The sequence below is a fragment of the Roseospirillum parvum genome (assembly GCF_900100455.1).
In the GTDB taxonomy this organism is placed as follows: domain Bacteria; phylum Pseudomonadota; class Alphaproteobacteria; order Rhodospirillales; family Rhodospirillaceae; genus Roseospirillum; species Roseospirillum parvum.
Genome location: NZ_FNCV01000017.1, coordinates 1 through 17,050 on the forward strand (window position 1 = coordinate 1; position 17,050 = coordinate 17,050).

Consider the following 17,050-nt stretch of genomic DNA (forward strand, 5'->3'; position numbering starts at 1 on the left):
GCCGCTGCTCTCCGCGGCACAGTAGCCACTCGGCCAAACCCGGCCGGAGACCGCGACGCCGCCCGCGCTGCTACACCACCTCCAGGGACGCGATCTCAGGCCCACCCCCGGAACGGGAGCGGCGGATGGGAAAACGGCCGGCGGACACACCTGTCCCCGGCCGACCGTGGAAATCCATGCGAAAACAATCAACCCGGAAAGAAGACAGTCAAAACACGCGCCGCCCGCAAGGACCGCGCCCCTATCGGCTGGCTTGGGTGGGGGGCGGAAAGACCACCCGCACGTCGGTCCCCTCGCCCGGCGCGCTGTCGATTTCCAGCCGCGCCCCGTGCATGCCGACCAGGGCATCGACGATGGTCAGGCCAAGGCCGGTGCCCTCGGTGTTCGGGGTCAGCCAGGACTCCCCGCCGCCGATCTGGCCGAAGGGCTCTAGGGCGCGGGCGACGTCCTCCTGGCTCATGCCGATTCCGTTGTCCTTCACCGACAACACCACGTCGGCATCGCGGCGGATCAGGCGGATCCAGATGCGCCCCCCTTGCGGCGTGAACTTGATGGCGTTGGACAACAGGTTGAGCAGGATCTGCTTGGCCGCCCGGCGGTCGATCAGCACCCGGGGCAGGCGCGGGTGGACCTCCAGCGACATCACCTGCCCGCGCGCCTTGGCGCGGGCCCGCACGAAGGGCACGCTGGCTTCCAGCAGATCGCCCAGGCCGAGCGGCTGGGGGTGGATGGTGAAGGTGCCGGCCTCGATCTTCGACAGGTCCAGGATGTCGCTGATCAGCTCCAGCAGGTGGTGGCCGCTGGCCCAGATGTCGTCGGCATAGCCCAGGTAGATGTCGTTGCCGATGGGCCCCAGAAGCTGGCCGCGCACCACCTCGGAAAAGCCGATGATGGCGTTCAGGGGGGTGCGCAACTCGTGGCTCATGCGGGCCAGGAACTGCGACTTGGCCTGGCTGGCGGTTTCCGAGACGTCGCGCTCCTGGATCAGCTCCCGTTCCTTGCCCTTGAGGTCGGTGATGTCCAGGCCCAGGGTGACCGTCATGCCGCCCGGGGTGCGGGTTTCCTGGATGCGCAGCCAATGGCCGTCGGGCATCTGCCACTCGCGGCGCAGGTCGCCGTTGTGGCGCGCCGCCAGTCGGTCGGCGATCCAGTCTTCCCGCTCCTGGCCCGGCTCGGGCTGGTGGATGCCCCGGTCGAGCAGGCCAACCAGCACCTCGCGGAAGCTCACCCCGGGACGGAACAGGCTGCCGACGTCGCCGAACAGGCGGCGGTGGGCGGCGTTGTCGATGATCAGCCGGTCGTCCTCGCCCCACAGGGCGAAGGCGGCCGGCATCTGCTCCAGGCCCTCGCGCAGCCGGCGTTCCAGCGACTTGACCGGCGGCGTGGTGACGGCGCTGGGGGGCGCCACCTCGGGAGCCCCCAACTGGGACGGCGCCGCTTGGGCGTCGTCGGGTTCGGCGACCCGGGGCTCGATGGGCCGCTCGAGGCGCGCTTCCAGGGCTTCTTCCAGGGCGGCGGCGGCGGCGATCAGGGCGGCCTCGCCGCGCGGTCGGCCGACCGCCTGAAGGCCGACCGGCAGGCCCTCGGGCGTCTGCCCGGCGGGCAGCGACAGGGCCGGGCAGCCGGTCAGGGTGATGGCGAAGGTCAGCACCAGCCAGTCGATGTAGGTGGCCAGTTTGTGGCCTTCCACCTCCTCCACCGCGCGCTGGCCGAGGGGGAACGGCGGGACCACCGTGGTCGGCGTCAGCAGCAGGTCGTAGGTCTCGAAGAAGGCGGCGCTGTCGGCCACCAGACGGGCCCGGGCGCGCTCGGCCCAGGCGATTTCCTCGGCGCTCAGGGCGAGGCCCAGCTCGATGTTCCAGACCAGCTCGGGCTTCATCTCGGCCCGGCGCTCGGCGAGCAGCGGGCCCAGTCGGGTGGCGAACCAGTGGGCGCGCAGGATCTGGAAGCAGGGCACCGCGTCGGACAGCTCGGGCGTCGCGTCCTCGATCTCGAAGCCGGCCGCTTCCAGGCGTTTCACCGCGTCCTCGAGGACGGCGCGCACCCGCCCGTCGACCGGGCTCAGGCCAAGGTCCATGGAAAAGGCCAGGCGGGCCGGCCGGGTGGGCGCGGCGGCGGCGGCCTGGAAGGTGCCGGGCGGGGTCGGGAAGCTCAGCGGGTCGGCCCGGGCGTGGACCGCCATGGCATCCAGCAGCAGGGCCAGATCGGCCACGTCGCGGGCCATCGGGCCATCCACGTTGAGTGGCGAGAAGGGGGTCAGGCGGTCGGAATGGGGCACCCGCCCGGGCGACGGCCTGAGCCCGACCACGCCGCAGAAGGCGGCCGGAATGCGCAGGCTGCCGCCCAGATCGTTGCCGTGGGCCAGCCAAGCCATGCCGCTGGCCAGGGCGGCCGCCGAGCCGCCCGACGAGCCGCCGGCCGAACGGGCGGTGTTCCAGGGATTGCGGGTCGCCCCGAAAACCTCGTTGAAGGTGTGCGCGCCGGCCCCGAACTCCGGCGTGTTGGTCTTGCCGAGCAGGGTCGCCCCGCGCGCCGCCAGGGCCCGCACCACCAGGTCGTCGGCGTTCGGCACGTGGTTGGCGAACAGGGGCGAGCCGTAGGTGGTGCGCACCCCGGCCACATCGTTCAGGTCCTTGATGAGCACCGGCAGGCCGGCCAGCCAGGCCGGGTCTTCGGGGCTGGTGGCGGTGGTGGTGGTGGCGGCCAAGTCTCGGGCCAGATCTCGGGCCATGGCGCGGGCCCGCTCGACACACCGGGTGGGCACGGCGTTGACCAGCGGGTCCACCGCCTCGATCCGGTCCAGGGCGGAGTCGATGACCTCCGCCGGGGCGATCTCGCGCCGCCGCAACCGATCCACCACCCGGCGGGCGGGGTCGGCCCACAACTCACATCCCACCGCGTGTCCCCTTAGGATGAACCTTTTCCCTGGCCGGCCCTTCTGTCTTGGTGGCCGGGGGTGCCTGCCCGGCCTGTCGCCGTTTTTCGGGTATCGGGCGCCCCGATGGGGGGCGATTTCCGCCGCTGCGTGATGGGCGGGACCGTCGGCGAGCGAATTTCTTGACGCTCCGGTTTGATTTCAGCCAAGTCGCCGGTTATGTCCGGAAGCGAGGCACCACCACAGGGCACATTATGCCCGCCCGGGCGGGGGTCGTGAACGGCTTTTTTTGACAATTCTCCAGCTGGCCAAGGAAGAGGTCCACCATGAACCCTGAGCAACCCGGCGCCAATTGGCGGCCCTCGGCATTAGAGCCGAGAGCGAAAAATCGGAACCACTTGGTGGTTCCCGATTTTTCGCTCAGATCTGCTCTAGCCAGCGTGATCCGACGGGGCGCCCGCCGGGTCGCAACCATTGGGGCTTTTGGCGCCGTTCTGCTGGCTGGTTGCGCGGCCTCCGATGGGGCCACGGGATGGCACCGCGAGGGCGCCAGCCCGGCCCAGACGCGGGCCGCCTGGAACGACTGCCGCCGTCTGGCCGAGGATGAGTTGGGCGCCGCCGGGCGCCTGCCCGCCGGCGGGCCGATCTCCACCGGCAACGATCCGCTGGCCAACTACGACACCTACGCCGCCGGCCGCGACATCCGCCGTCTGGCCGCCGACTGCATGGGCCAGAAAGGCTATCGGCGGGTCGCGGACTGAGGTCCGGGAGGTCGGAGGGGCGTCGTGAGCCCTGCCTGAGCGCGATCTGCCCCGCGCCGGCAGCCCTGACCGGAGGAGCCGGCCCCGTTCACCCGACCGCGCCCCGGGCGGGCGCCGATCCCCGTCGCCGCCCCGCCATCACTCGGTTTGACCGGACGCCTGTTTTCCCCCGGCCATCGCCTGCGCGGCCTGAATGATGGACTGAACGGACTCAGCCGTTGCCTGCTCGGTCAGGGCCCCATTGGCCGCCAGGGTACAGACATGGAAGAGCGCGACGTCCGTGAAGGTCCCGATCTCATCCTTTTCCTGCAGCTTTGAGATGGTCTCGGTGATGGTCTGGCCCAATTCCGCGCCGCCCTCGAACGTCGCGGGAAGGTTCAGGGTGATGTTGCCGGTTCCGGAGCGGTCCCGGGCCTTGGCGCTCTGGGTGCTTTGAATGCAGGCCTTGCCGTCCTGGTAGACCACCGCGCCAACGGCATAGGAGGGCCAGGTCAGAACCGATCCGTTATCCCCGGACACGGGGAATTGCCCGGGAACGATCTTGTCGTGCCCGTATTTCCACTCAAAAGGGCCTCCGGCGCACGCCGAGACACCGAGCATCGAGAATGCCAAGCCGAAAGTTCTCACCGGACCCATGACCGCCTCCGTCGCTGCATTCACCGGCATTTCTTGTTTGCACCCAAGAAGGGTATGCTGGGGCATGCTGCGACGAATAATAACGGCAAAGTGATTCTGGATTTCAGTCGGGCCGTGTCCTGGCCGGAACCTCGCCATCCCCGAGGCGGCGCATCAGCACCGCCAGCAGGGCCAGCCCGGGCAGGGCCAAGAGGGCGGTGAGGATGAAAAAGACGCTCCAGGCGTGGGCCCCGATCCAGCCCTCCATGGCGGCCAGCCCCTCGACCATCCAGCCGCTGGCCGAGGCCACCTGGATGCGCGCGAAGTTGGCCAGCGAGGCGAGCAGGGCGTACTGGGTGGCGGTGAAGGCCAGCGAGCACAACCCCGACAGATAGGCGACAAAGGTGGTCAGCCCCAGGCCGCTGGTGAACTGGTCGGACACCACGGCCAGCGCCAGGGCGCCCTGGTCGGCCCCCCGGGTGGCCAGCCAGGCGTACAGCAGGTTGGTCGCCGCCATCAAAAGGCCGGCCAGGAACAGCGCCTTCAGGGTGCCCAGGCGCTTGACCGCCACGCCGCCGGCGAAGGCACCCAGGGTCAGCCCGGCCAGCCCGGCGATCTTGGCCACCTCGGCGATCTCCTCGTAGGAAAAGCCCAGCTCGCGGTAGAACAGGTTGGACATCCGCCCGAGCAGCGCGTCGCCCATCTTGAAGACGACGATGAAGGCCAGCACCCACAGCCACCCCGGGCGGCGGGCGAAGTCGGCCAGCGGGGCGACCACCGTCTCCTTCAGCCAGCCGAGCAGGCGCTTTGGGCGGGGTGCGCCGGGAGCGGCGGCGGCAGGCCGGGCGGGGGCGGCGGGCTCGGGGGCGAGCAGGGCCGCCGCCACCCCCACCGCCAGGGCGATCAGGGCCAGCCGGTAGGTCAGCGGCCAGCCCAGCTCGGCGGCCAGGAACAGCCCCCCGGCGCCGCCCACGGTGGCCCCCAGATGCCAGCCGAAAACCGCCACCGCCGAGCCGGCGCCATAGGTCTCGGGGGTCAGAAGCTCGATCCTCAGGGCGTCGATGACCACGTCCTGGGTGGCCGAGAAGATGGCCAGACACAGGCCCGCCGCGATGATCGGCCACACCGCCGCCTCCGGCCGGGCCAGCGACAGGGCAAGCAGCGACAGGGCGATGCCGCCCTGGCACAGCAGCAGCCAGCCGCGCCGCCGGCCCAGGCCGGGCAGCGACAGCCGGTCAACCAGCGGCGCCCACAGGAAGTTGAGGGCATAAGGCGTGGACAGCGAGCCGAACAGGGCAATGCTGCCCAGGGTCAGGCCGCTGTCCTTCAGCCACACGGAAAGATTGGCGTAGACCATCGGCTGGGGCAGCCCGGAGGCGAAGCCAAGGGCCAGGATCAGCGCCATGCGCCGGTCGCGGTAGACGGCCCACCCCCGCCACCAGCCTTGCCACCAGCCTGTCATCCGATCTCCGCCGAGCCGACGGGGGCGCCCGCCGCCCCCGCTCTGATACCAACCGGCGATGAGTAAGACTCATCGCGGTTTGGTCAAGCCCTTAGGGGCTGGGCGCCCGCTCAGGCGGCTGATTGGGGGCTTTGCCCCCAAACCCCCATCGGGGGACCGAGGCGGTCCCCCGAACCCCCTCCATTCGTTGGTGAACAATCGTTCCCTCCGAGCGGAGCGCGTCGTGGTTTTTGGTTGCAGGCCAGCTTTGCTGGCCTGCGAAAACAACGGGGGAATGGGCGCGCAGCCTCAGATCGCCTTCCCAATGGTTCGCTTGCAGGCCGGCCTTGGCCTGGGTGCGGAAATCCCGGCTCGCTCGGCGATCCATGAATGAATGGAGGGGGGCCGGGGGACCACCTTGGTCCCCCGGTGGGGTTTTAAAGGGGCAAAGCCCCTTTCATGCCAACCTTTCATGCCAACCGGCGATGGGTTCCTCTCATCGCCGGTTGGACTTACTTGCCCTCTTCCAGGGCTTCCTGGTGGACCCGGCTTCTGAGGCGCATCCCGAAGTGCATCAGGAACTGGAGCGACCGTTGGGTTTCCTTGTCCGAGAGCATCTTCAGGGTGGTCAGCATGCCGGTGTTGCCGGCCGCCCGGGTGTCGTCCAGGGCGTCTTCCAGGGCGCCCCGGGTCTCGTGGGCCAGGGTGGCGACTTCCTCGTTGGCCAGGTTGTTCACCATGTGCTCGACGAAGGCGAACATCCGCTCGACCATGTTGTCGGTCACCGCCGAGCGGGCCCCGTGGATCATCTGGGCGAGATCGATCAGGGTTTGCAGGGCGCCGACGCGGTGCAACTCGGTCAGCCCGGCGACGGCGGCCATCACCGCCTCGCGGGTGTCCTCGTCGTTGAGCAGGTCGAGCACCTCCATCAGGTTGCCGGCGTTGGTCGACAGCCGTTCGACCATGTTGTCGGTCAGCGCGTCGGAGGCGGCGCGCGACAGACGGGCCAGGTCGGCCGCCGCGGCGGCGGTGGGATCGTGGGCCATGTCGCTCATGTTCTTGGCCTCCTCGCCCATCACAGAAGACCTCGGGCCGACAGCCAGTAGAGGCGGTTGTAGGCCAGCTTGAACCAGTGGATCATCTGCGACGGCGGGCCCGGGTTGGGCGGCGTGGTGTAGTTGAACCAGACGTAGGTGCCGGTGTTCATGCCGGTCTCGATGAAGCAGTACACCTTGCCGTCGTAGTCGCGGGCCCAGCGGTTCTCGGTGATCAGGCTGGCGATGTTGTCGACCACCGTGTCGGCCTCGAAGTGGGCGGTCGAGCCGGCCTTGGAGATCGGGATGTTGGTGGTGTCGCCGACCACGAACACGGTGTCGGAGCCCTCGCGGTGCAGGGTCTTGGGGTTGGTCGGCACCCAGCCGGCCTTGCCCAGGCCCGAGTTCTCGATCACCTCGGCCCCGTTGTGCGGCGGGATGGTGATCAGAAGGTCGTAGTCCAGGGTCACCCCTTCTTCCGATTCGATCTTCTTGGCCTTGGGGTCGACCGCCTTGGTGTTGAAGAAGGTCTCGCTCTTGATGCCCAGCTTCTGGAACTCGGGCACCGCCCACTTGCCGACCGGCTCCAGGGCGTGCAGGCGGCCGATCGGGTAGGTGTAGGTGATCTCCACCTTGTCGCCCAGGCCCCGGGCCTTGAAGTACTCGTCGAGCATGAAGGTGATTTCGAGCGGCGCCACCGGGCACTTGTGGGGCGCGTTCACGTTGACCACGATCCTGCCGCCCTCGAAGGCGGCCAGGGCGTCGCGCAGCTTGCGGGCGCCGTCCAGGTCGTAGAACCAGTGCGCGCCCTCTTCCATGCCGGGCACGGCGTCGGGGCGAATGCGCGAGCCGGTGGCCAGGACCAGATAGTCGTAGTCGAAGCTGCGCCCGGACTGGGTGCTGACCGTCTTGGCCTCCACGTCGATGTGGGTTGCCGGGTCGATGAAGAAGTTGATCCGCCGGTCGAGCACCTTCTTCTGCTCGCGGAACAGCTCGGCCTCGCGGATGCGGCCGAAGGGCACGTACAACAGGCCCGGCTGGTAGAGGTGCTTGTCGCTGGTCCCCAGCACGGTGATCGACACCGCGCCCTGGCGCATCTGGTGGGCCAACTGGCGGCACAGCCCGTTGGCGACGATGGTGCCGGACAGGCCGCCACCGACGATCAGAATCTTCTTGGCCATGATGTTGTTGTCTCCTCCCTGGCCCAAAGACGACTGGCCGCCCCCGGCGGATGCCGGCGGAGACCTCCCTGTCGGGGCCGCGGCTTCTTTTTGGGTGGCCGCGTGCCCGCTTCATGCGCCGGCCCATCGCCCGGCGGGGGCGGGTGGGCTGGCGTGACCGGATGATCCTGGCGCCCCGGGCCTGCCTTGGTTCGCCGCCCCGGGTCTAATTGGCTTCCAACTGGGCCTTCAACTGGGCCTCCTACTTGGCCCGGCGGACAACGACGCTCCAGTGGTCGCCTTTTTCCTCCACCCCGACCATCTCGTGGCCGACCTTGGCCACCCATTCCGGGATGTCGTCGGCCGAGCCCTTGTCGGAGGACAGGACCTCCACTTCCTCGCCGATCTCGATCGCCTTGAGGGCGGCGATCAGTTCCATCAGGGGGCCCGGGCAGAAAGCCCCGCGGGCGTCGATCAGGGTGCGTTCGCTCATGGTTTTGACAGTCCCAGCAGGTGATGACGAGAAACCGGGCGGCGGTGCCGCGTGAGGCCCGGGACGGGCGTTGATGTGGGGCCTTGAAGGGGGGGAGTCGCGCAGACCGCTCGGCTCAGAACGAGACCAGATCGCCCGACTCGGCGTCGGCCAGGAACTTGGTCAGTCCCAGGCGGCCGTCGAACAGATCCTCGGTCAGGTCGTCGTCTTCCCAGCCCAGCATGTCGAGCACCATGGCGCAAGCCCACACCTTGACCCCGCCCAGCATCCTGCCCTGGGCCAGCAGGTCCACCGCGTCGGGCGTGCCGCCCTTGGCGGACGCCTTGGCGAACTGGGCGGCGAAGAAGCCGCCGCCTTCGGGGTAGCGCTCCTCGGGCGGCAGGCCGCGCTTGAACGAGAGGATGGCGTTCATGCTGACGAACACCTCGGTCGGCCGGTCGGAGACGGCGGCCACCGAGGCCGTCATGGCGGCCATCTGGAGCTTCTCCCGCTCGCCGGAAACGAGCAGGATGTACAACGGCTTGTCGGACATGATGGACGGGGCCTCCCCTCCCCTGATCGAGCCTCTCCCTGAGCCATGCGACGGTGGCCGGCGTGGTGCCTGCTTGGTGCCTGCTTGAGCGCCAGCCTGATCGCCCCGGCCCTGTCTTGTGGCGCCTTTTCTTGTCGTGGCGCGCGGCGCTCTCTCCTTCGCCGCCGCCCGGATGCGGGCGCCTTTTCACCCCGGGACGAGTCGGGAAACCCCAGGGCGAGTCGCATTAGAGAACGTTCGCCCCCGAGGGGGCAAACGAAAAATGCGATTTTTCTGATATTCGAAATCTGGGCGCCCGCCAGCGGGGCGCCCGGGGTCATTCGAAATCGGGGCGCCCGCCAGTGGGGCGCCCCCTGGAGCGCCCCCTGGGGAGTCGGCCGGTCAGTCGCCGGCGCGCCCGAACACCCGCTGGAAGATGGTCTTCACGTGGCGGGTGTGGTGGGCCGCCGAGTCGGTGTCCAGCAGGTCGTTCAGCCGCGCCACCTCCAGCCGTTCGGCCAGCTCCGGGTCGCGGCCCAGGAAGAAGAACAGGCGGTTGTCGTGGGTTGCCGCCTCGGCGTCCTCGGCGTCGGTCTCGGCCGCCCGGTCGGGGTTGTCGGGGTCGATGCCGAAGCTCTTCCACACCCGCATGGCGTTCCTTTGCACGATCTTGTAGGCGTCCTCGCGGCTGACCCCGTTCTGGGTCAGGAACAGCAGCACCCGCTGGGCGTCGTGGATGCCGCCGAAGGCGTTGACCTGGCCCAGCATGGCCTGCGGATAGACCACCAGCCGGTCGACCACCCCGGCCAGCCGGGCCAGGGCGAAGTCCAGCGTGACCGTGGCGTCGGGGCCGATCATGCGCTCCACCGAGGAGTGGGAGATGTCGCGCTCGTGCCACAGGGCGACGTTCTCCATGGCCGGGATGACCGCCGAGCGGACCACCCGGGCCAGCCCGGTGAGGTTCTCCGACAGGATCGGGTTGCGCTTGTGGGGCATGGCCGAGCTGCCCTTCTGGCCCGGCGCGAAATACTCCTGGGCCTCGCGCACCTCGGTGCGTTGCAGGTGGCGGATTTCCACCGCCAGCCGCTCCACCGAGCTGGCGATGACGCCCAGGGTGGCGAAGAACTGGGCATGACGGTCGCGCGGGATGACCTGGGTCGAGACCGGCTCCGGGCTCAGGCCCAGCTTGTCGGCGACGTGGGCCTCCACCCGGGGATCGATGTTGGCGAAGGTGCCCACGGCGCCGGAGATGGCGCAGGTCGCCACCTCGGCCCGCGCCGCCTTGAGGCGGGCCAGGTTGCGCTGGAACTCGGCATGAAAGCCGGCGAACTTCAGGCCCATGGTCAGCGGCTCGGCATGGATGCCGTGGCTGCGCCCCATGCACAGCATGTCGCGGGTCTCGAAGGCGCGGCGCTCCAGGGCGGCGAGCAGCGTTTCAAGATCGGCGATCAGGAGGTCGGCGGCCTGGGCGAGCTGCACCGCCAGACAGGTGTCGAGCACGTCCGAGCTGGTCATGCCCTGGTGCACGAAGCGCGCCGACTCGCCCACCTGCTCGGCCAGCTCGGTGGTGAAGGCGATCACGTCGTGGCGGGTCTCGCGCTCGATCTCGTCGATGCGGGCGATGCGGGAGTCGGTATAGGGCTGATCGCCCTTGGCCCACACCTCCCTTGCCGCCGCCGCCGGAATGACGCCCAGCTCGGCCAGCGCGTCGCAGGCGTGGGCCTCGATCAGGAACCAGATGCGGAACTTGTTGGCCGGCTCCCAGATGGCAACCATCTCGGGACGGGAATAGCGCGGGATCATGCGGGGCCTCGGGCAGCGGGATGTGGGGGAGGTGTGAAGAGGCCCTATATAACGCCGCCTGCTGTTCTGGCCAACCGCCGCTACACCCCCAGCCGGTAGCCCCCGGGCTCGGTGAGCAGCAGGGTGGCCGTCTTGGTGTCGGGCTCGATCTTGCGGCGCAGGCGGTAGACGTGGGTCTCCAGGGTGTGGGTGGTGACCCCGGCGTTGTAGCCCCACACCTCGCCCAGCAACACCTCGCGCGGCACCGTCTCCGGGGCGGCGCGATAGAGGTACTTGAGGATGCCGCATTCCTTCTCGGTCAGGCGGATTTTGCGCCCCCGGGCCGGGTCGTGCAGCATCTTGGTGGCCGGGTGGAAGCGGTAGGGCCCGATGCTGAACAGGGCGTCGTCGCTGCCCCGGTGCTGGCGGCGGTGGGCCTCGATGCGGGCCAGCAGCACGTTCAGGCGGAACGGCTTGGTGACGTAGTCGTTGGCTCCGGCGGCCAGCCCGGTGATGGTGTCGTCGTCGCTGTCGGCGGCGGTCAGCATGAGGATCGGGCAGCCCACCCCGGCGGCGCGCAGGGCCTGGCAGACCTGCCGCCCGTCCTGGTCGGGCAGCCCCACATCGAGCAGGATCACGTCGAAGGCGCGCTCGGCGGCGCGGGCCAACCCCTCGGCCCCGTCGGCGGCGCGCACCACCTGGGCGAAGCCGCCGGCCCCGGCCAGTTGCTCGCCCAGCGAGCGGGCCAGCAGGTCGTCATCCTCGATCAGCAGCAGGCTGGGCCCGGCCGGCGGGTCCTCGGCGGTGGCTGGATGGGGATCGGGATCGGGGGCGACCATGGGGCGGTTTTTCTGGGGCGAGGCGGGGGCGTGGAAAGGCTCCAGCATGACCCGCCGACCGTCGCCTGCCAAGCTCCTTCCGCCACCGCGCATTGCCGACTGGTGTTTGTCCCGCCGTCGCCTATATAAGGCCCCATCATGAGCCGATCCCACACCTCCCCGTCTCCCTTCGGCCGCCACGCGGCGCCCGACGCGCGCACCGTCAACCGGGTGGTTGGCGACATCCGGCACGGCCTGCCGGTGGTCGTCACCCCGGCCAGCCCCGAGCAGGCCGCCCTGGTCGTGCTGGCCGCCGAGGGCATCACCCCGCAGGCCCTCGACGCCCTGGGCCGGCTGGCCGGCGCCGCGCCGCGCCTGCTGGTCACCGGGCGGCGGGCCATGGTGATGGGCCTCATCCCGCCGAGCAGCGCCCCCGACCACAACTCGCCGCTGGCCCTGCTGGCCGGCCCCGAGGCGCCGCTCGACGCCGCCGCCATCGCCCGTCTCGCCGCCCCGGGCAGCGAGGCCGACCGGCCCGGGGCCCAACCCGACGCCTTCCCCTGGCGGACCGCCGACAAACCGGTCGAGCGGGCCGCCGTGCAGGTGATGAAGGCGGCCCGCCTGCTGCCCGCCGCGGTGGTCGCCGAGGTGCCCAGTGCCGCTCCCGCCGAATGGGCGGCGGCCAACAGCCTGCTTTCCGTGGGCGCCGATCAGGCCCTGGACTACGAGCCGGCGTTGGCCCGGGGCCTGCGTCAGGTGGGCGCCGCCCGGGTGCCGCTGAAGGGGGCCGAGGAGACCCGCGTGCTGGCCTTCCGCCCGGCCGATGGCGGCATCGAGCACATCGCCCTGGTCATCGGCCAGCCCGGCGCCGACGGCCAGCCGGTGCTGACCCGCCTGCACTCCGAATGCTTCACCGGCGACCTTCTGGGCTCGCTGCGCTGCGACTGCGGCGACCAGTTGCGCGGCGCCATCGAGGCCATCGCCGAGGCCGGCTCCGGCGTGCTGCTCTACCTGGCCCAGGAAGGACGCGGCATCGGACTGGTCAACAAACTGCGCGCCTACGAACTCCAGGACATGGGCTACGACACCCTGGACGCCAACGAACAACTGGGCTTCGACGACGACGAACGGATCTACCTGCCGGCGGCGGAAATCCTCGCCCGCCTGGGCATCTCGCGGGTCCGCCTGATGACCAACAACCCGGCCAAACTGCGCGCCCTGGCCCGCCACGGCGTGGAAGTGACCGAACGGGTGCCCCACGTCTTCGAAGCAAGCTGCCACGCCCGCTCCTACCTGCACACCAAAGCCACCCGCAGCGGCCACCTGTTCTGAGCTGTCCGCGCCAAGGGGGCGCTGCCCCCTTGGAACCCCCGCCGGGGGGACCAGGGGCCCCCCCGGACCCCCGCCGTGACTTAAAAACCCGCCAGGGGGGCAAGCCCCCCGGGCGGGTTTTTGATTCATGGTGGGGTCTGGGGAGGCCTCCCGGCCTCCCCAGCGGGGATTTCAAAGGGGCGACGCCCCTTTGACGCGCTCAGCCCAGGGCGGCGGGGCAGGAGGCGCAGGCGTTGGGGGAGCAGGTTGGTGGTTCGGGGGTTTTGCCGCTGCCGAGGTTGGGGGCCATCAGGCTTTTGCGGATGTTGGTATCGCCGCAGGTCGGGCAGGTCAGGGCGTGGTCGGCCAGTTTGCCGTCGGCGTCGGCCATGTTGTCGAACCAGTGTTCGAAGGTGTGCTGGTTGGCGCAGCTCAGGGTGTAGCGGATCATCTGTCGGGGGCTTTCGATCGGTGGGGTGGTGTGTGGTTTTTTTTATGCCCTTGGCGGGTCTCCCTCAAGGGCGGCGGTGATTGGCCCGGTTGCGGGGTTTGGCGGGTTTGCCTATATAGGCCGCCAACCTGCTCCGGCCGGCAGACGCGGCGGCCCGGCCCGGGGCTTGAGTTTGCAGACTGTTATCGGCTGTTACATGTCCGCCGTCACACCATCCGATCCATAGGGGGCCTGGCCTTTATGCGGGATCGGCGGTCGCTTCCTGGAAGAAGGGCCTGCCGTTCATCCACTTCCCGTCCGGGCCCGCCGAACACGAAGGAGCATCTGTAAAGCCATGAGCAAGGTCATCGGCATCGACCTGGGAACCACCAACTCGTGCGTTGCCGTCATGGAAGGCAAGGACGCCCGGGTTCTTGAGAACGCCGAGGGCGCGCGCACCACGCCGTCGATGGTGGCGTTCTCCGATTCCGGCGAGCGTCTGGTCGGTCAGCCGGCCAAGCGTCAGGCGGTGACCAACCCGGAGAACACCCTGTTCGCCATCAAGCGGCTGATCGGGCGGCGCTTCGAGGACCCGACCACCAAGAAAGACATCGACCTCGTCCCCTACAAGATCGTCCGTTCCGACAACGGCGATGCCTGGGTCGAGGCGAGCGGCGAGAAGTACTCGCCCAGCCAGGTGTCGGCCTTCATCCTGCAGAAGATGAAGGAAACCGCCGAGAACTACGTGGGCGAGAAGATCTCCCAGGCGGTGATCACCGTGCCCGCCTACTTCAACGACAGCCAGCGTCAGGCGACCAAGGACGCCGGCAAGATCGCCGGGCTTGAGGTGCTGCGCATCATCAACGAGCCGACCGCGGCCGCCCTGGCCTATGGCCTGGACAAGAAGGAAGGCGGCACCATCGCCGTCTACGACCTGGGTGGCGGCACCTTTGACGTCTCGATCCTGGAGATCGGCGACGGCGTGTTCGAGGTGAAGTCGACCAACGGCGACACCTTCCTGGGCGGCGAGGACTTCGACGCCCGCATCATCGAATACCTGGCCGCCGAGTTCAAAAAGGAGCAGGGGATCGACCTCAAGCAGGACAAGCTGGCCCTGCAGCGCCTGAAGGAGGCCGCCGAGAAGGCCAAGATCGAGCTGTCCAGCGCCATGCAGACCGAGGTCAACCTGCCCTTCATCACCGCCGACCAGTCGGGGCCCAAGCACCTCAACATCAAGCTGTCGCGCGCCAAGCTGGAAGCCCTGGTCGAGGACCTCGTGCAGCGCACCGTCGAGCCCTGCAAGAAGGCCCTGAAGGACGCCGGCCTGAAGCCCAACGAGGTTGACGAGGTGATCCTGGTCGGCGGCATGACCCGCATGCCCAAGGTCCAGGAGACGGTGAAGGAGTTCTTCGGCCGCGAGCCCCACAAGGGCGTCAACCCGGACGAGGTGGTGGCCATCGGCGCCGCCATCCAGGGCGGCGTGCTGAAGGGCGAGGTGAAGGACGTCCTGTTGCTCGACGTCACCCCGCTGAGCCTGGGCATCGAGACCCTGGGCGGCGTGTTCACCCGCCTGATCGACCGCAACACCACCATCCCGACCAAGAAGAGCCAGACCTTCTCGACCGCCGAGGACAACCAGACGGCGGTCACCATCCGGGTCTTCCAGGGCGAGCGCGAGATGGCCGCCGACAACAAGATGCTGGGCCAGTTCGATCTGGTCGGCATCCCGCCGGCGCCGCGCGGCGTGCCCCAGGTGGAGGTGACCTTCGACATCGACGCCAACGGCATCGTCAACGTTTCGGCCAAGGACAAGGCGACCGGCAAGGAGCAGCAGATCCGCATCCAGGCCAGCGGCGGGCTGTCCGACGCCGACATCGAAAAGATGGTCAAGGACGCCGAGGCCAACGCCGAGGCGGACAAGAAGCGCCGCGAGCGCATCGAGGCCCGCAATCAGGCCGACGGGCTGGTCCACGCCACCGAGAAGACCCTGGCCGAGCACGGCGACAAGGTCCCGGCCGAGGACAAGGCGGCGGTCGAGACCGCGCTCTCCGAGCTCAAGGAAACCCTGGCCGACGAGAACGCCGAGGCGGAGGCCATCCAGGCCAAGACCGAGGCCCTGACCCAGGTCTCCATGAAGCTGGGCGAGGCCATGTACAAGGCCCAGCAGGAAGCCGGCGAGGCCGCCGAGGGCGGGCCCCAGGAGTCCACCGGGCCGGCCGACGATGGCGTGGTCGACGCCGACTTCGAGGAAGTGGACGACAGCAAGAAGAGCTGATCCAGCTTCGCAAAGGCTGGCGCGGGCGCCCTTTGCGGCGCTTGCGCCCGCGCACCGGCCGGGCTCCGACCCCCACGGCTTTGAGTGGCCGGGGGTGACGGGGCCCGCGCCCATGTCAGGACCACGCCCGAAACAGCCTTGAACGGTTCCCCGGAACCGGAACGGGCCAGCGGCGGCGGCGGCGACGGACGGGGACGATGAGCAAGCGGGACTATTACGAGGTGCTCGGGGTGGCCAAGGGGGCCGGCCCGGACGAGCTGAAGCGGGCCTACCGCAAGGCGGCCATGAAGTACCACCCGGACCGCAACCCGGGTGACGCCGAGGCGGAACAGGCCTTCAAGGAGGTCAACGAGGCCTACGAGGTCTTGAAGGACGACCAGAAGCGCGCCGCCTACGACCGCTACGGCCACGCCGCCTTCGAGAACGGCATGGGCGGGGGTGGTTTCGGCGGCGGCGGCTTCGAGGGCTTCGGCGGCTTCTCCGACATCTTCGAGGAAGTGTTCGGCGACTTCATGGGGCGCGGCCGGGGCGGCGGCGGCAACCAGCGCGGCAACGATTTGCGCTACAACATGGAGATCGGCCTCGAGGAGGCCTACGCCGGCAAGAACGCCACCATCAAGGTGCCCACCTCGGTCACCTGCGAGGCCTGCTCGGGCACCGGCACCCGCGACGGCGCGGCGCCGGCCGCCTGCCCGACCTGTCGCGGGGTGGGCCGGGTGCGGGCCCAGCAGGGCTTCTTCACCATCGAGCGCACCTGCCCGACCTGCCACGGCGCCGGCAAGGTGATCAAGGACCCCTGCCCCAAGTGCAACGGCCAGGGCCGCCAGCGCCAGGAGCGCACCCTGGAGGTGACCATCCCGGCCGGGGTCGAGGACGGCACCCGCATCCGTCTGGCCGGCGAGGGCGAGGCCGGGTTGCGCGGCGCCCCACCGGGCGACCTGTACATCTTCCTGACCCTGAAGCCGCACCGCCTGTTCCGGCGCGAGGGGGCCAACATCCACTGCAAGGTGCCGATCCCCATGGTCACCGCGGCGCTGGGCGGCGCCATCGAGGTGCCGACCATCGACGGCGGGCGGGCCAAGGTGACCATCCCCGAGGGCACCCAGACCGGCCACCAGTTCCGCCTGAAGGGCAAGGGGATGAGCGTGCTGCGCTCGACCTCGCGCGGCGACATGTTCATCGAGGCGGCGGTGGAAACCCCGGTCAAGCTGAACCGCCGCCAGAAGGAGCTGCTGCAGGAGTTCGCCGGCCACGGCAAGGACGGCGACGACCACCATGGCAACAGCCCGGAAAGCTCCTCCTTCTTCAAGAAGGTCAAGGAGCTGTGGGACGACCTGACGGACTGAGGCCGGCGGGAATTCCAGGCATCAAAAAGGGGGCGGCGGCCCCCTTTTTATTTGTCTTTTTTCCAGCCCTCCGGGGGCGGTTGTCCCTCACCCCTCCGGGGGCGGGCTGTGCTGTTCCTCGGCTTCCAGCCACATGACGTTGATGATGCCCACGGCCAGCGCCGCGCCGAGGCCGAGGATCCAGGTGAAGTACCACAT

15 protein-coding genes are annotated in these 17,050 nt (G+C 69.4%); 4 read left to right on the forward strand and 11 right to left on the reverse strand.

What is annotated here, in order from left to right; all coding sequences use genetic code 11:
- Positions 1-241: 241 nt before the first annotated feature.
- Positions 242-2,884: an amidase family protein gene (locus BLR95_RS14590; RefSeq protein ID WP_245689568.1), complete on the reverse strand. Its 2,643-nt coding sequence runs from the start codon at positions 2,882-2,884 to the stop codon at positions 242-244.
- 431 nt (positions 2,885-3,315) lie between these two features.
- On the opposite strand from BLR95_RS14590, the gene BLR95_RS15635 reads away from it, so the two are divergent.
- Positions 3,316-3,636, forward strand: a complete 321-nt coding sequence (locus tag BLR95_RS15635; RefSeq protein WP_143131033.1) for a hypothetical protein — start codon at positions 3,316-3,318, stop codon at positions 3,634-3,636.
- Between the two features lie 138 nt (positions 3,637-3,774).
- On the opposite strand, the gene BLR95_RS14595 is transcribed toward BLR95_RS15635, so the two are convergent.
- The 8 genes from BLR95_RS14595 to BLR95_RS14630 all read right to left on the reverse strand — a co-directional run bounded on the left by BLR95_RS14595 (position 3,775) and on the right by BLR95_RS14630 (position 11,511).
- Positions 3,775-4,272 (reverse strand): hypothetical protein, encoded by a 498-nt coding sequence (locus BLR95_RS14595; RefSeq protein WP_092621844.1) that lies wholly within the window; start codon positions 4,270-4,272, stop codon positions 3,775-3,777.
- A gap of 103 nt (positions 4,273-4,375) precedes the next feature.
- Complete coding sequence (locus tag BLR95_RS14600) at positions 4,376-5,713, reverse strand: AmpG family muropeptide MFS transporter (RefSeq protein ID WP_092621848.1); 1,338 nt, start codon at positions 5,711-5,713, stop codon at positions 4,376-4,378.
- 491 nt (positions 5,714-6,204) lie between these two features.
- Positions 6,205-6,747 carry a helical membrane plugin domain-containing protein gene (locus BLR95_RS14605; protein WP_245689569.1) on the reverse strand — a complete coding sequence of 181 codons (543 nt, stop codon included), beginning with the start codon at positions 6,745-6,747 and terminating at the stop codon, positions 6,205-6,207.
- A gap of 20 nt (positions 6,748-6,767) precedes the next feature.
- Positions 6,768-7,907, reverse strand: a complete 1,140-nt coding sequence (locus BLR95_RS14610; protein WP_092621851.1) for an NAD(P)/FAD-dependent oxidoreductase — start codon at positions 7,905-7,907, stop codon at positions 6,768-6,770.
- A 241-nt stretch (positions 7,908-8,148) separates the two neighbouring features.
- The gene (locus BLR95_RS14615; protein WP_092621854.1) at positions 8,149-8,379 is read right to left on the reverse strand and encodes a sulfurtransferase TusA family protein; all 231 of its coding nucleotides are present in this window, start codon (positions 8,377-8,379) and stop codon (positions 8,149-8,151) included.
- A 115-nt stretch (positions 8,380-8,494) separates the two neighbouring features.
- A complete protein-coding gene (locus BLR95_RS14620) occupies positions 8,495-8,911 on the reverse strand; it encodes a hypothetical protein (RefSeq protein WP_092621857.1) in 417 nt (138 codons plus the stop codon).
- Positions 8,912-9,292: 381 nt separating this feature from the next.
- Positions 9,293-10,693 carry an adenylosuccinate lyase gene (gene purB / locus BLR95_RS14625; protein ID WP_092621861.1) on the reverse strand — a complete coding sequence of 467 codons (1,401 nt, stop codon included), beginning with the start codon at positions 10,691-10,693 and terminating at the stop codon, positions 9,293-9,295.
- A gap of 80 nt (positions 10,694-10,773) precedes the next feature.
- Complete coding sequence (locus BLR95_RS14630; protein ID WP_092621908.1) at positions 10,774-11,511, reverse strand: response regulator transcription factor; 738 nt, start codon at positions 11,509-11,511, stop codon at positions 10,774-10,776.
- Between the two features lie 138 nt (positions 11,512-11,649).
- Here BLR95_RS14630 and BLR95_RS14635 point away from each other — a divergent pair, with 138 nt between their 5' ends.
- On the forward strand, positions 11,650-12,822 hold the full coding sequence (locus tag BLR95_RS14635) for a GTP cyclohydrolase II (protein ID WP_092621864.1): 1,173 nt from the start codon (positions 11,650-11,652) through the stop codon (positions 12,820-12,822).
- A gap of 199 nt (positions 12,823-13,021) precedes the next feature.
- On the opposite strand, the gene BLR95_RS14640 is transcribed toward BLR95_RS14635, so the two are convergent.
- On the reverse strand, positions 13,022-13,252 hold the full coding sequence (locus tag BLR95_RS14640) for a DUF1178 family protein (RefSeq protein ID WP_092621867.1): 231 nt from the start codon (positions 13,250-13,252) through the stop codon (positions 13,022-13,024).
- Positions 13,253-13,586: 334 nt separating this feature from the next.
- Between BLR95_RS14640 and dnaK the strand changes: the two genes are divergently transcribed.
- Both dnaK and dnaJ read left to right on the forward strand, forming a co-directional pair.
- Positions 13,587-15,506, forward strand: a complete 1,920-nt coding sequence (gene dnaK / locus BLR95_RS14645) for a molecular chaperone DnaK (RefSeq protein ID WP_092621870.1) — start codon at positions 13,587-13,589, stop codon at positions 15,504-15,506.
- Positions 15,507-15,703: 197 nt separating this feature from the next.
- On the forward strand, positions 15,704-16,852 hold the full coding sequence (gene dnaJ, locus BLR95_RS14650) for a molecular chaperone DnaJ (RefSeq protein WP_092621873.1): 1,149 nt from the start codon (positions 15,704-15,706) through the stop codon (positions 16,850-16,852).
- A gap of 87 nt (positions 16,853-16,939) precedes the next feature.
- On the opposite strand, the gene cydX is transcribed toward dnaJ, so the two are convergent.
- Positions 16,940-17,050: a cytochrome bd-I oxidase subunit CydX gene (cydX, locus tag BLR95_RS14655; protein ID WP_092621876.1), complete on the reverse strand. Its 111-nt coding sequence runs from the start codon at positions 17,048-17,050 to the stop codon at positions 16,940-16,942.